Origin of the sequence: Mesorhizobium sp. M1307, from assembly GCF_040318155.1 — a bacterium.
GTDB lineage: Bacteria > Pseudomonadota > Alphaproteobacteria > Rhizobiales > Rhizobiaceae > Mesorhizobium.
Genome location: NZ_JAMYLR010000001.1, coordinates 197,848 through 210,684, shown reverse-complemented (window position 1 = coordinate 210,684; position 12,837 = coordinate 197,848). Strand labels below are relative to the sequence as shown.

Sequence of the window (12,837 nt, the reverse complement as noted above, 5' to 3'; positions counted from 1 at the left end):
GTTGCCTATCTCTCCTGCGCGGCGGCGATGCTCACGCGCGCACCGTCGCCGAGGTCAGCGGGATAGGGCGAGACGATGCTGGCCTTCTCGTCGATGCCTGACCGTACCTCGACGCCATTGGTGCCACGAATGCCCGTGCGGATTTCACGGCGCCCGGCCTTGCCGCCCTCGACCATGAACACATTGTTCCCTTCGATCGCGACGGACGGGATCAGCAGCGCGTTTTTCGAGACGCGGATGACGATGTTCACGTCGGTCGACATGCCTATGCGAAGCAGCGTATTGTCCGGCAGGCGGAAGCGGACGCGATAGGTCTTCGTCACCGGATCGCCCTTGGGCGTGATGCTGTCGACCACCGCTTCCAGATTCTGCCGAGGGAACGCGTCGGATTTAAGCAGCGCGCGCTGGCCGATCTCGACCCGTGGAATGTCCTCCTCGTTGACCTCGGCGACCACCAGGAGCGGCTTCGGCTCGCCGACCCAGAACAACACCGTGCCGAGTTCGGCGACCTCACCCACCTCCCCGTCCTGCCTGAGCACGACGCCGGCGCTCGGCGCTCGTAAGACGTAGGTGTCGAGCCGCGCTTTCTGTCCGGCAACCAGCGCTTCGATCTGGCCAAGCTCGCTTTGCGCGCGATCGAGCGCCTGCTGGCTTGCCGCACGCCTTTCGGCAAGCACGGTCAGCCTCCGGAGCTCTTCCTGGGCAAGTGCTTGACGCGCCTCGAGTTCGCCAAGCGCCGCCCGCGCTTCACTGTCGTCGAGCCTGGCGAGTACGTCGCCCTGCCTAACTCGCGACCCCTCGCAATTGCATTGCTCGACGATCCGCTCGCGAACCACGGGAGCCACCTTGGCCCAGGTTCGCGGCTCGACGGAGCCGCTCGCATAGACAATTTCCGCCGCGTCGCCGCGTTGTGGCGTCACGACCGAAACCTTGGCCGGCTGCAACACATACCAAGCGCCGAAAGCAGCAGTCGCCGCGACAAGAACGATGCCGACAGTCCAACGTATCCGTCGCAAGAAGCTCTCCCTCCACCATCGAATGCGAACGTCGGAGCGGTGGCAGACATAGCATTAGACCGACCGTCGGTCTATAAAAGTTGCATAAAGAAACGGTTCGTGCTCCTCTTGCCCCCTGTACTTTTTGAGGTTGATTTTGCCCCGAGTAATAAAGCCGCCGGAGATACGATCCGCCGAGCTCCTCGACTGTGCCCAGCGGCTTTTCTTCGAGCATGGCTACGACAACACGACGGTGAACGACATCATCCGCGAGGCCGGCTTGTCGAAGGGTGCGTTCTATCACTATTTCGCGTCGAAGGAGGCCCTGCTGGAGGCGCTCGCCAGACGTCTCGCACGTGACAGCCTTGCCGAGCTGCAACCCCTCCTCGACGACCCGTCACTCGATGGGATTGGCCGGCTCAATGCGCTCTTTGCCGGCTCGCGACGGCTGAACATCGAGCTTGCCCCGCAATTGCGAAAAACGTTCTTCGTCGTGTTCCGGCCCGAGAACCTTGCCCTCTTCCATCGGGTCGACCAGGCGGCCAGGGAACTGGCCGAGCCGATAATCACAAATCTGCTCAGGAAGGGAAGCGAGGAAGGCATTCTCGACGTGCCCGACCCGCAAGCTTTTGCCGAGATGTTCCTGCAACTCCGGCTGACCTTTCGGGACGTGATGCACCGCGCCCTGCTACAGGCCGAACAGGGTAATATCGACGAAGCAGCGCGGCTGCTCGAGGGCCGATTGCGGTTCTACGGCATCGCAATCGACCGGCTTTTGAAGTTGCCCGATGGAACGATAGAAGCCGTGCAGCCCGGTTTTGCCCGGGCTTTTCTCGAAGCCGGACCGTAAGCCGCTGACAGCGATGGAGGAGAGTTGATGAGTAGGAAATCGCGCGCTTCGACCGATGCCGTTCTCAAGGAACTGCGCGCCTTCGGCCTCACCTATCCGGGCGCCGAGACAAAGAGTCCGTGGCCTGGTCACGACGATCTCGCGGTGAAAGGCAAGACCTTTGCTTATTTGAGCCTGGAAGGCGAACCGTTCAGCATCTCCCTCAAACTCCCCTACAGCGGCGACGAGGCGAGAAAGCTCCACTATGCGTCGCCGGCGGAGTACGGCCTTGGCAAGAGCGGATGGGTGACATTCGAACCAGCACCGGACGAACTGCCACCGATCGGACAACTGAAGTCATGGCTCGATGAGAGTTATCGCGCACAAGCGCCCAAAAAGCTTGCCGCCCTGATCACGTACAAGGTGGACTCGGGAGCTTAGGTCGAGCGATCGGTGTCACCCCCCGAATCGTCGGCGCTAGAAGCTCAACGACGCCACGCCGATAAGCGCGTTTCTCATTGAATGACTTTAAGCCCAACGCCGGCAAATCGTCTGCTTGCCGGTTCCCCTGCGTCAGGCTTAACCTGCGTGCCATGCGTGGAGGCGCGTGCGGTAACAAGGGGAGGACATAGCAATGACCATACAAGACGCATCACCGGACCTGTACAATGAGGATCTCGCACCGGCGAAGGTTCGAAACTGGGGACCGTTCTCGATCTTCAACGTCTGGACGTCGGACGTCCACAGCCTGTGGGGCTACTATCTCGCTGCCAGCCTGTTCCTGTTCTGCGGCGGCTTCGTCAACTTCATCATCGCCATCGGTATCGGCTCGCTGATCATCTATGCGTTAATGAACATGGTCGGCTATGCCGGCGTGAAGACCGGGGTGCCCTACCCTGTCCTGGCGCGTGCCTCCTTCGGCATCTGGGGCGCCAACATACCGGCGCTGGTGCGCGCCATCGTCGCCTGCTTCTGGTACGGCGCGCAGACGGCGGCCGCCTCCGGGGCGATCGTAGCCCTGCTGATCCGCTCGCAATGGTTCGCCGACTTCAACCAGAGCACCCATTTCCTCGGCCACTCCGGGCTCGAGGTGATCTGCTTCGCCGTCATCTGGGCGCTGCAGCTCCTGATCATCCAGAGAGGCATGGAAACGGTGCGCCGCTTCCAGGATTGGGCCGGACCGGCGGTGTGGGTGATGATGCTGATCCTGGCGATCTATCTTTGCATCAAGGCAGGCACTTTCGCTTTCACCAGCGACATCCCGATGGATGTGCTGCTGGAAAAGACAAAGGACGCGGGCGTGCCGGGCACGCCGGGCTCCTGGACCTCGCTGTTTGCGGTGGCCGCAATCTGGGTGACCTATTTCTCCGCGCTCTATCTCAACTTCTGCGATTTCGCGCGCTACGCCCCGGACAAGGCATCGCTGCGCAAGGGCAACATCTGGGGCCTGCCGGTCAATCTTATCCTGTTCTCGCTGGTCGCAGGCGTTACCACGATCGCCGCCTTCGACGTCTATGGCGAGGTGCTGCTGCATCCCGACCAGATTTCGGCGAAATTCGACAGCTGGTTCCTGGCGGCGCTCGCAGCCCTGACCTTTGCGGTGGCGACGCTCGGCATCAATGTGGTGGCGAACTTCGTGTCGCCGGCCTTCGACTTTTCCAATGTCTTTCCACGCCAGATCGACTTCAAGAAGGGCGGCTACATCGCGGCGCTGATCGCGCTGGTGCTCTATCCATTCGCGCCCTGGGAAGGCAGTGCCGCCTCCTTCGTCAACATCATTGGCGCGACGATGGGGCCGATCTTCGGCGTGATGATGGTCGACTATTACCTGATCCGGAAGGGCGAGGTCGACGTCGAGGCGCTCTACAGGGAGAATGGCGAATTCCGCTTTCAGGGCGGCTGGCATGTCAATGCCTTCATCGCCGCCGGTATCGGCGCGGTCTTCTCCTCGATCCTGCCCAACTTCACCAGCCTGCTGCCGTCCTGGTGGGGCGTCTATGGCTGGTTCTTCGGCGTGGCAATTGCCGGCGTCATCTATTACGTGCTGCGCACGATGGCACTCGGTGCCAGAGCCAGGATAGCCAAGGCCTGAACGGAGTCGGGGCGGCGCGAGCCGCCCCGTTCATTCTGCGATCATTTCGGCCAGGCGGCGCACGGTATTCCAGTTGCGCGAGGTGCCGATGCCGAGACGTTTGTGGCTCACCGCCGCAAGCAGCCGCGAACTCGGCATCTCGCGGGAAAAGACGATCCAGATGTCGCCGCCGACAATCCGCAGCTTCTCGTCCTTGCCGGCATATGCCTCAAGCGCCACGGCGGTCTCGGCGGGAACGGGCGCTCGCATCACGCGCACCGCCACCTGGTCCGCGGTCTCAGCCGATTCAGCTGGGAACGGATTGCCGGCCGCCAGCCTTAGCCAGCCGTCGGCGCGGCGCACGATGATGTCGACGTGGCGGCCGAAAGTCTTTGCGAACGCCGCCTCCAGCCGCTGCTCCAACGTCGCAAGTTCTGTTTCTTGCGCCTCGAAGACCAGATTGCCGGTCGCTACCAGCGTGCGCGGGTTATTCAGACCCAGGCCTTCGGCCATCGCCTTCAGATCGGACATGACGACCCGCTGCCCCTCGCCCAGGACAATGCTGTAGAGCAGCGCGACGTAAGTTTGCATGGGCGGCTAGTCTAGACCAGCCGCGACTGCTCTACCGCCGCCTCGATGAAGCTGGCAAACAGCGGGTGCGGATCGAGCGGCCGGCTTTTCAACTCGGGATGGTACTGCACGCCGATGAACCAGGGGTGGTCGGGATATTCGACCGTTTCCGGTAGCACGCCGTCCGGCGACATGCCGGCAAACACCAAGCCGCAATCCTCGAGCCGCTCCTTGTAGTCGACATTGACCTCGTAGCGGTGGCGATGGCGTTCGGAAATCTGCGTATCGCCATAGATCTCGGCGATCTTCGATCCCTTGGCGAGGTCGGCCTGGTAGGCACCGAGCCGCATGGTACCACCAAGGTCGCCGGTTTCCCTGCGCTTTTCCAGCATGTTGCCCTTCAGCCATTCGGTCATCAAGCCGACGACCGGCTCCTCGGTTGGACCGAACTCGGTCGATGATGCGCGCTCGACGCCAGCCAGCGAACGCGCCGCCTCGATGCAGGCCATCTGCATGCCGAAGCAGATGCCGAAATACGGCACCTTGCGCTCGCGCGCGAACTTCGCCGCCAGGATCTTGCCCTCCGAGCCGCGCTCGCCAAAACCGCCGGGGACGAGAATGCCATGGACCTTCTCCAGCCACGGCGCCGGGTCTTCCTTCTCGAATATCTCGCTTTCGATCCAGTCGAGCTTGACCTTGACCCGGTTGGCGAGGCCGCCATGCGACAGCGCCTCGATCAGCGATTTGTAGGCGTCCTTGAGGCCGGTATATTTGCCGACGACGGCAATGGTCACTTCGCCTTCCGGATTGTGGATGCGGTTGGACACCGCTTGCCACCGTTCCATGCGCGGCTTCGGCGCGGGATCGATGCCGAAGGCCGCCAGCACTTCCGAATCCAGCCCTTCATTGTGATAGGCCATCGGCACGTCGTAGATATGCGGGACGTCGAGCGCCTGGATGACGGCGCTTTCGCGGACATTGCAGAACAGCGACAGCTTTCTGCGCTCTTCCTTGGGGATCGGCCGGTCGGCGCGGACCAGCAGTATGTCGGGTGCAATGCCGATGCCGCGCAACTCCTTGACCGAATGCTGCGTCGGCTTGGTCTTCAGTTCGCCCGCCGTCGGAATGTAAGGCATCAAGGTCAGGTGGACGTAGACGGCGTTGTTGCGCGGCAGGTCGTTGCCGAGCTGGCGGATCGCCTCCAGGAACGGCATCGCTTCGATGTCGCCGACGGTGCCGCCGATCTCGCACAGCACGAAATCGTAGTCGTCATTGCCGTTGAGGACGAAATTCTTGATCTCGTCGGTGACGTGCGGAATGACCTGCACGGTAGCGCCGAGATAGTCGCCGCGCCGCTCGCGCTCGATGATGTTCTTATAGATCCGGCCGGTGGTGATGTTGTCTTGCTGGTTGGCCGAGCGGCCGGTGAAGCGCTCATAATGGCCAAGATCGAGATCGGTCTCGGCCCCGTCATCGGTCACGAAGACTTCGCCGTGCTGATAGGGCGACATCGTGCCGGGATCGACATTGAGATAGGGATCGAGCTTTTTGATGCGTGCGCGATAGCCCCGCGCCTGCAAGAGAGCCCCAAGGGCCGCTGCAGCAATGCCTTTTCCAAGTGAGGAAACCACGCCGCCTGTGATGAATACATATCGCGCCATGGGAGTCATCGCTTAACGCGGCCGAATTGATTCCGCCAGAGAAAAAACCGCCGCGAAGGCTTTTTCCCAAGAAGGCGCTCTGGTCGTTGGCGTATCAAAACAAAAGGGCCGGCGAGGCCGGCCCTTTTGGCACGATCTGTCAAAGCGTCAGATAATGACGACTTTGGTGCCTACTTTCACCCGGCGGTAAAGGTCCATGACGTGCTCGTTGATCATGCGGAAGCAGCCATTGGAGGCGCTGGTTCCGATCGACTGCGGCGCGATGGTGCCGTGAATGCGCAGGTGGGTATCTTTCTTGCCGTCGTAAAGATAGATGGCGCGCGCACCGAGCGGATTGTCGCCGCCGCCGGGCATGCCGTCCTTGTACTGGCCATAGTGCTTGGGTTCGCGCTTTTGCATATCCAGCGTCGGAATCCAGCGCGGCCATTCCTGCTTGTCGCCGACGGCAACCGTACCCTTGAACTGCAGGCCTTCCCGGCCGACCGCGATGGCATAACGGCGGGCGGTTGACGATGATTCGACGAGGTAGAGACGACGGGCGCTGGTGTCGATGACGATGGTGCCGGGGTTGTAGCCGGTGAATTCGACCTCCTGCGGCACGAATTCCGCCTTGACCTTGAACTGCCGCTTGGCCTGCTTCCTTTCGAGCGCGGCGTCGAGCGCGCGTGTTTCCGGAAGCAGCGACATCGACGAAGAGGATGTGCCGCCGAACAGTCCCGCGAAAAGCCCGACGCTCTGAGGCTTCTGCCCGACCGGTTCGCTGCGCAACTCGCCATTGTTGCCGGTCAGCGCAACGTTCATGGCCTCGGCCGGGATCGGCTCGGCCGACTGGATCGGCGCAATGGGCGTAATCGGTTCGATGATGTTGACGGTCTTCTTCTTGGCCGGCGTGGCGTCAGCCACCTTGGCCGTTGCGAGCGGCTGGCTCTTCTTGGCAAGGAACGCCTGCCGTTCCGCATCGGCTTTGGCTTTCGCCGCCTCACGCATCGCCAGCTTCCTGGCTTCGAGTGCCTTGGCGCGAGCGGCTTCCTTGTCGGCTGCGATCTTGGCTTCGATCTTGCGGATCTGCGCAAGGTCGTCCGGCGTCGGATCTTTCTTCTTCTTGAGAAGCTTCAATTGCGCTGCATCGCTTTTGGCAGCGACCTTGACGACGTCGGTTGTTGTCGCGGCTTTGTGGGCCGAGTTTGCCGTCGGCATGGCCGCGTAAGCGGGCGCACCTAGGCTGAGCACGGCACAAAGGCCGGCAAAAATGAAGCTGCGAAGCTGCATGGGGAAGATCCGATCGTTCAATGCTTGTTGCCCACGGCGTCGCCCGGCGCCCCCCAAGGACGCCGAGAATGCCGCGTGCAACGTATAATCGATTAGCCGGAAGCGCCTCAAGCGTGAGGCGCAGTCGAATCTTCGTGATCATGCGGCATTTGCCGCGACTGTGTTCAAACGACAACAGATCGCGGCATAAGTTGCCCTATTACTGGTTGGGGACCTGCGGCGTGGCCGGCGCGGTGGCGCCGTTTGTCGCTGGCGGCGTCGCCGGAGCGGTTGCCGGCGGCGTCGTTGCCGCGCCATTGCCGGACGGCGGGGTCGGCGCCGTGGTGCCCGAAGGCGGCGTCGGCGTCGTGGTTCCAGGCAATTGGTTGAGTACGCCCTTGCCTGCTCCGTCCGAGGTCGCCGGCACGCGATCGAGAATGTCGATCGGCTTCTCGCCATAGCGCGCAACGATCGACAGTGTCAGCGAAGTGACGAAGAAAGCGGCAGCCAGGATCGCCGTCGCCCGCGTCAGCGCATTGGCGGCGCCACGCGCGGTCATGAAGCCCGATCCGCCGCCGATGCCGAGGCCGCCGCCTTCGGAGCGCTGCAGCAGCACCACGCCGACAAGCGCGAGCACGACCATGAGGTGGACGACGATCAGTACGGTTTCCATAATTTACCCTGGCAAGGCCTTGTGCGGCCGCTGATTTGGAGGCGGCTCAATACAATGCTTTGACGGCATTTCCAAGCCCGTGGCCGGAATATGGGAAGCAATGCGTCCTTTGCAACGATTTCGGCGCCGGCCGTCCGCTCAAATGCAGCAAGCAGTCCTTGTATCAAGCGATGTTTCGATAGGCTTCCGCGATGCCGAGGAAGTCCGCCGCCTTCAGGCTGGCGCCGCCGACCAGCGCGCCATCGACATTCCTGACGCCGAGCAACTCGACGGCGTTGGACGGCTTGACCGAGCCGCCGTAGAGAATGCGCATCTTGGCCGCCGTATTGCCGAGCTTCCGTGCCAGTTCTTCGCGGATATGCGCATGTGCCTCAGCGACGTCGGCGGCGGTCGGGGTCAAGCCGGTCCCAATCGCCCATATTGGCTCATAGGCAATGACGGTGTTGGAAACCGTGGCGTTTGGCGGGACCGAGCCAGCGACCTGGCGCGACAGCACGTCGAGCGTGGCTCCTGCTTCTCGTTCGGCTCTTGTCTCACCAATGCAGATGATGGCCACCAGCCCGGCGCGCCATGCGGCGGAGGCCTTGGCCTGGACCAAGGCATCGTCCTCCTTGCGATCGGCGCGGCATTCGGAATGGCCGACGATGACATGGCTGGCACCTGCATCCTTCAGCATCTCGGCCGAAATGCAGCCGGTGTAGGCGCCGCTTTCCTCGGTGTGGCAATCCTCTCCGCCGGCCCGCACCGGCGTGCGCGACAGAATCTCGGCGGCGTGCGCAAGCAAGGTCGCCGGCACGCAGACCACCGCTTCGGTCTCGGCGTCGAGCCCACTCATGAAGCCGTTGCCGATCATCCTGAGCTCGTTGAGCGAGGCGCTGGTGCCGTTCATTTTCCAGTTGCCGGCGACGAGCGGGCGGATTCCAGGCGTCATGGGATTTGTTTCTCCGGGCAATTTCCAGCTGGCCCTCACTATCAAAATCAGGCCACAAAGCAATCGACAGTGGGCAGGAAGGGCGCTATTGCGCTTGTTTCAGACTCGGCGCATGCGAAATGCGCAAAAATCGGAAGTACTCATGCTTGGTATGTTGAGAAGCGCGGCGGGGACCTGGGTCGCTAAACTGCTGCTGTCATTGTTGGTGTTGAGCTTCGCCGTCTGGGGCATCTCGGGCCGCCTGATGGGCGGTCTTGCCGGCCATGATGCCGTGATCACGGCCGGAGGCACCAAGGTCTCGATCAACGAATACCGCCTCGCCTACGATCGCCAGCTCAGCGTCATGTCGCAGCAATTCGGCCAGCGCATCAGCCGTGAGCAAGCGACGGCGCTCGGCATCGACAACCAGGTGCTGGCGCAACTCGTGTCGGGCGCCGTCCTCGACGAGCAGGCCCGCAAGCTCGGACTCGGCCTGTCAAAGGACCGGCTCGCCGAACTGACGCGTGAAGACCCGGCGTTCAAAGGGCCTGCCGGAAGCTTCGACAGGAGAACCTTCGAGTACCTGCTTCGGCAGATCGGAATGCGGCCGGAAGACTATTTGAAGAACCGCGCCCAGGTCGCGGTCCGCCAGCAGATCGTCGAGGCGGTTTCGGACGGCCTCAAGGCCCCGGATACTTTCTTCAAGGCGGTCGCGCTCTATCGCGGCGAAGATCGCACCATCGACTACCTGACCTTGCCGAAATCGCTGGTCGAACCGATAGAAGCGCCGTCCGACAGCGCGCTTTCGGCCTATTTCGAGGAAAACAAGAAAACCTACGCCGCGCCCGAATACCGTAAGTTCTCCTATGTCAGGCTCGAACCGGAAGACATCATGGATTTGAGCGCGGTGACCGACCAACAGGTCAGCGACGACTACAATAAGAACAAGGCGCGCTACACCACACCGGAGATGCGCACCATCGAGCAGCTTGTGTTCAAGACACCTGATGCCGCAAAGGCGGCGCTCGATTCGCTCAGGACCGGCGCGACCTTCGACAAGATCGTCGCTGCCGAAGGCAAGACGCCGGCCGACACGCTGCTCGGCACGCTGGCCAAGGACAAGATCGCCGACAAGGCGGTCGCCGACGCTGCCTTCAAACTAAACGTCAATGAGGTCAGCCCGGTCGTACAAGGCGCATTTGGTCCCGTTCTGCTGCGCGTCACCGAGATCAAGCCGGAAGTGGTGAAGCCGCTGGCTGAAGTATCCGAGCAGATCCGCAAGGACCTGGCACTGGGCGAGGCAAGCCGCATCTTGCTGGACGTGCACGACAATTACGAGGATACGCGCGCCTCGGGCAGTTCGCTCGCCGAGGCAGCCGCCAAATTGAAGCTGAAGGTCGTCACCATCGATGCCATCGATCGCACCGGCCAACGGCCGGATGGAAGCATCGTCAAAGACCTGCCGGAATCGCCGGCACTCATCAAGGCGGTGTTCGAATCCGAACCCGGAACCGACAATGAAGGCCTCACCACCGCCGATAACGGCTTCGTCTTCTACGACGTGAGCGCGATCACGCCTGCCCGCGACCGCACATTGGACGAAGTCCGCCAGAAGGTCGTGGCCGACTGGACCGCGGCGGACACCACCAAACGGCTCACCGCAAAAGCACAGGAGCTCGAGAAGCGTCTCAAGGCTGGCGCCACGCTCGAGGTGATCGCCGGTGAGCTCAAGCTCGAAAAGCAGACCAAGCGCGGCGTCAAGCGCGATGCTGACGACGTCGATTTCGGCAAGGAAGGCGCCGCCGCGATGTTCGGCGTCGGCGAAGGCGGCACCGGGCTGATCCCCTCGCCCACGGGCGACGGACAGATCCTGTTCAAGGTTGCCGAGGTATTCGAGCCCGCCGGGGCCGACGCCAGCTCAGTACCCGAGGACGCACAGAAGTCCTTCACATCCGGCATGTCCGACGACCTGCTCGACCAGTTGGTAGCGCAGTTGCAGACGCAATATGACGTCCGCATCGATCAGACGGCCGTAACCCAAGCCCTGGCCAGATGAGCGCGCTGAAGATCCACATCGCCAAGGTCGCCGCCGGCAGCGCTCTTTCCTTCGAGGAGGCGCGCGAGGCCTTCGACATTATCATGTCGGGCGATGCTACCCCCGGCCAGATCGGCGGCTTCTTGATGGCATTGCGCGTGCGCGGTGAGACCGTCAGCGAGATCGCCGGCGCCGTCGCCACCATGCGCGCCAAGATGCTGCGTGTCGAAGCCCCCGAGGGCGCCATCGACATTGTCGGCACCGGCGGCGACAATTCGCACAGCGTCAACATTTCGACCGCATCCGCTTTCGTCATCGCCGGCAGCGGCGTGCCCGTCGCCAAGCACGGCAATCGCGGACTGTCCTCGCTGACCGGCGCCGCCGATGTGCTGATCGCATTGGGCGTCAAGATCGACATCCCTCCGGAGACGATCGGCCGCTGCATTCACGAGGCCGGCGTTGGCTTCATGTTCGCGCCGGCGCATCACCCGGCGATGAAGCATGTCGGCCCGACCCGGGTCGAGCTCGGAACCCGCACCATCTTCAACCTGCTGGGCCCGCTTTCCAATCCGGCGAGTGTCAGACGGCAGATGGTCGGCGTGTTCCTGCCCGAATGGATCATGCCGGTGGCAGAAACGTTGAAGGAACTTGGTGCCGACCATGCCTGGATCGTCCATGGCGACGGCTATGACGAGATCACCACCACCGGCGAGACACTTGTCGCCGAACTGGCCGGCGGCGAGATCCGCAGCTTTACGCTGACCCCGGAAGCCGTCGGACTGAAGCGGCACACCAAGGACGAGTTGCGCGGCGGCGACGCCGCCCACAACGCCCAGGCACTGCGCGACATGCTGGCCGGCGCAGCCGGCGCCTTTCGCGATACGGTGCTGATGAATGCCGGCGCCGGGCTGGTGGTGGCCGGCAAAGCGACGACGCTTGCCGACGGCATAGTAACGGCGGCGCAGGCCATCGACAGCGGCCGCGCGCTGAAAGTGCTCGACAGGCTGATCGAGATTTCGAACGGTTAAAACCATGTCCGACATCCTGCGCAAGATCGAGGCTTACAAGCGCGACGAGATCACGGCGGCCAAGGCACGCGTGTCATTGGCCGAGATCAAGGCACGGGCGACGGATGCCGACGCGCCGCGCGGCTTTCTTTCCGCCCTTGAAGCAACGCGCAAATCCGGCAGGTTCGCGCTGATTGCCGAAATCAAGAAGGCTAGTCCATCCAAAGGCCTGATCCGCGCCGATTTCGATCCGCCGACGCTGGCCTGGGCCTATGCGAAGGGCGGTGCCGCCTGCCTTTCGGTGCTGACCGACGCACCCTCCTTCCAAGGCGCGCCCGAATTCCTCACCACTGCGCGCGCTGCCGTCGAGCTGCCTGCATTGCGCAAGGATTTCCTGTTCGACCCCTATCAGGTCTACGAGGCCAGGGCATGGGGCGCCGATGCCATCCTGATCATCATGGCCAGCGTCGACGACGCGTTGGCAAGAGAACTCGAAGCGACAGCGTTCGGGCTCGGCATGGACGCGCTGGTCGAAGTGCATGACGAGGCTGAAATGGAACGCGCGCTGCAGCTGTCGTCGCGGCTGATCGGAATCAACAACCGCAATCTCCGGACCTTCGAAACCAGCCTACAGACCTCGGAGCGGCTGGTAGCGATGGTGCCGGCCGACCGCCATCTGGTCAGCGAGAGCGGTATCTTTTCGCACGACGATTGCCGCCGGCTGGAGCAGAGCGGCATTGCGACTTTCCTGGTCGGCGAGAGCCTGATGCGCCAGCAGGACGTGGCCGCGGCAACGCGCCTGCTGTTGACGGGCAAGGCGCCGGCAGAGGTCGTTTGA

The 12,837-nt window shown here is 62.7% G+C and carries 12 protein-coding genes; 6 read left to right on the top strand and 6 right to left on the bottom strand.

Going from position 1 to position 12,837, the window contains the following annotated elements:
- Positions 1 to 5: 5 nt before the first annotated feature.
- Positions 6 to 1,016, bottom strand: coding sequence for an efflux RND transporter periplasmic adaptor subunit (locus NKH16_RS00985; RefSeq protein ID WP_502894916.1), 1,011 nt, complete (start codon positions 1,014 to 1,016; stop codon positions 6 to 8).
- A gap of 136 nt (positions 1,017 to 1,152) precedes the next feature.
- On the opposite strand from NKH16_RS00985, the gene NKH16_RS00980 reads away from it, so the two are divergent.
- The 3 genes from NKH16_RS00980 to NKH16_RS00970 all read left to right on the top strand — a co-directional run bounded on the left by NKH16_RS00980 (position 1,153) and on the right by NKH16_RS00970 (position 3,916).
- Positions 1,153 to 1,845 carry a TetR/AcrR family transcriptional regulator gene (locus NKH16_RS00980; RefSeq protein ID WP_352742729.1) on the top strand — a complete coding sequence of 231 codons (693 nt, stop codon included), beginning with the start codon at positions 1,153 to 1,155 and terminating at the stop codon, positions 1,843 to 1,845.
- Between the two features lie 27 nt (positions 1,846 to 1,872).
- Entirely contained in the window at positions 1,873 to 2,265 is a 393-nt protein-coding gene (locus NKH16_RS00975) for an MmcQ/YjbR family DNA-binding protein (protein WP_352705647.1), read from the top strand.
- 193 nt (positions 2,266 to 2,458) lie between these two features.
- Positions 2,459 to 3,916, top strand: a complete 1,458-nt coding sequence (locus NKH16_RS00970; RefSeq protein WP_352448841.1) for an NCS1 family nucleobase:cation symporter-1 — start codon at positions 2,459 to 2,461, stop codon at positions 3,914 to 3,916.
- A gap of 30 nt (positions 3,917 to 3,946) precedes the next feature.
- On the opposite strand, the gene NKH16_RS00965 is transcribed toward NKH16_RS00970, so the two are convergent.
- The 5 genes from NKH16_RS00965 to tpiA form a co-directional block, all read right to left on the bottom strand.
- Positions 3,947 to 4,486: a DUF1697 domain-containing protein gene (locus tag NKH16_RS00965; protein ID WP_352705649.1), complete on the bottom strand. Its 540-nt coding sequence runs from the start codon at positions 4,484 to 4,486 to the stop codon at positions 3,947 to 3,949.
- 11 nt (positions 4,487 to 4,497) lie between these two features.
- Positions 4,498 to 6,126 carry a CTP synthase gene (gene pyrG / locus NKH16_RS00960; RefSeq protein WP_023674960.1) on the bottom strand — a complete coding sequence of 543 codons (1,629 nt, stop codon included), beginning with the start codon at positions 6,124 to 6,126 and terminating at the stop codon, positions 4,498 to 4,500.
- A 147-nt stretch (positions 6,127 to 6,273) separates the two neighbouring features.
- Positions 6,274 to 7,395, bottom strand: coding sequence for a L,D-transpeptidase (locus NKH16_RS00955; protein ID WP_352448838.1), 1,122 nt, complete (start codon positions 7,393 to 7,395; stop codon positions 6,274 to 6,276).
- A gap of 199 nt (positions 7,396 to 7,594) precedes the next feature.
- Positions 7,595 to 8,047 carry a preprotein translocase subunit SecG gene (secG, locus tag NKH16_RS00950; RefSeq protein WP_254817294.1) on the bottom strand — a complete coding sequence of 151 codons (453 nt, stop codon included), beginning with the start codon at positions 8,045 to 8,047 and terminating at the stop codon, positions 7,595 to 7,597.
- Positions 8,048 to 8,210: 163 nt separating this feature from the next.
- On the bottom strand, positions 8,211 to 8,978 hold the full coding sequence (tpiA, locus tag NKH16_RS00945) for a triose-phosphate isomerase (protein ID WP_352742726.1): 768 nt from the start codon (positions 8,976 to 8,978) through the stop codon (positions 8,211 to 8,213).
- A gap of 142 nt (positions 8,979 to 9,120) precedes the next feature.
- Here tpiA and NKH16_RS00940 point away from each other — a divergent pair, with 142 nt between their 5' ends.
- From NKH16_RS00940 to trpC, 3 genes are read left to right on the top strand one after another with little or no spacing between them, the layout of a single operon-like run.
- Positions 9,121 to 11,013 (top strand): SurA N-terminal domain-containing protein, encoded by a 1,893-nt coding sequence (locus NKH16_RS00940; protein WP_352742724.1) that lies wholly within the window; start codon positions 9,121 to 9,123, stop codon positions 11,011 to 11,013.
- Positions 11,010 to 12,020 carry an anthranilate phosphoribosyltransferase gene (trpD, locus tag NKH16_RS00935; RefSeq protein WP_352897970.1) on the top strand — a complete coding sequence of 337 codons (1,011 nt, stop codon included), beginning with the start codon at positions 11,010 to 11,012 and terminating at the stop codon, positions 12,018 to 12,020. The genes NKH16_RS00940 and trpD overlap by 4 nt, the downstream gene beginning before the upstream one ends.
- A gap of 4 nt (positions 12,021 to 12,024) precedes the next feature.
- Positions 12,025 to 12,837: an indole-3-glycerol phosphate synthase TrpC gene (trpC, locus tag NKH16_RS00930; protein WP_352742720.1), complete on the top strand. Its 813-nt coding sequence runs from the start codon at positions 12,025 to 12,027 to the stop codon at positions 12,835 to 12,837.

What these genes read in the sequence shown, in the direction of transcription:
- NKH16_RS00975 (WP_352705647.1), top strand. Translation starts at nt 1,873, where the DNA reads ATGAGTAGGAAATCGCGCGCTTCGACCGATGCCGTTCTCAAGGAACTG.
- NKH16_RS00970 (WP_352448841.1), top strand. Translation starts at nt 2,459, where the DNA reads ATGACCATACAAGACGCATCACCGGACCTGTACAATGAGGATCTCGCA.
- NKH16_RS00965 (WP_352705649.1), bottom strand. Translation starts at nt 4,486, where the DNA reads ATGCAAACTTACGTCGCGCTGCTCTACAGCATTGTCCTGGGCGAGGGG.
- pyrG (WP_023674960.1), bottom strand. Translation starts at nt 6,126, where the DNA reads ATGGCGCGATATGTATTCATCACAGGCGGCGTGGTTTCCTCACTTGGA.
- NKH16_RS00955 (WP_352448838.1), bottom strand. Translation starts at nt 7,395, where the DNA reads ATGCAGCTTCGCAGCTTCATTTTTGCCGGCCTTTGTGCCGTGCTCAGC.
- secG (WP_254817294.1), bottom strand. Translation starts at nt 8,047, where the DNA reads ATGGAAACCGTACTGATCGTCGTCCACCTCATGGTCGTGCTCGCGCTT.
- tpiA (WP_352742726.1), bottom strand. Translation starts at nt 8,978, where the DNA reads ATGACGCCTGGAATCCGCCCGCTCGTCGCCGGCAACTGGAAAATGAAC.
- NKH16_RS00940 (WP_352742724.1), top strand. Translation starts at nt 9,121, where the DNA reads ATGCTTGGTATGTTGAGAAGCGCGGCGGGGACCTGGGTCGCTAAACTG.
- trpD (WP_352897970.1), top strand. Translation starts at nt 11,010, where the DNA reads ATGAGCGCGCTGAAGATCCACATCGCCAAGGTCGCCGCCGGCAGCGCT.
- trpC (WP_352742720.1), top strand. Translation starts at nt 12,025, where the DNA reads ATGTCCGACATCCTGCGCAAGATCGAGGCTTACAAGCGCGACGAGATC.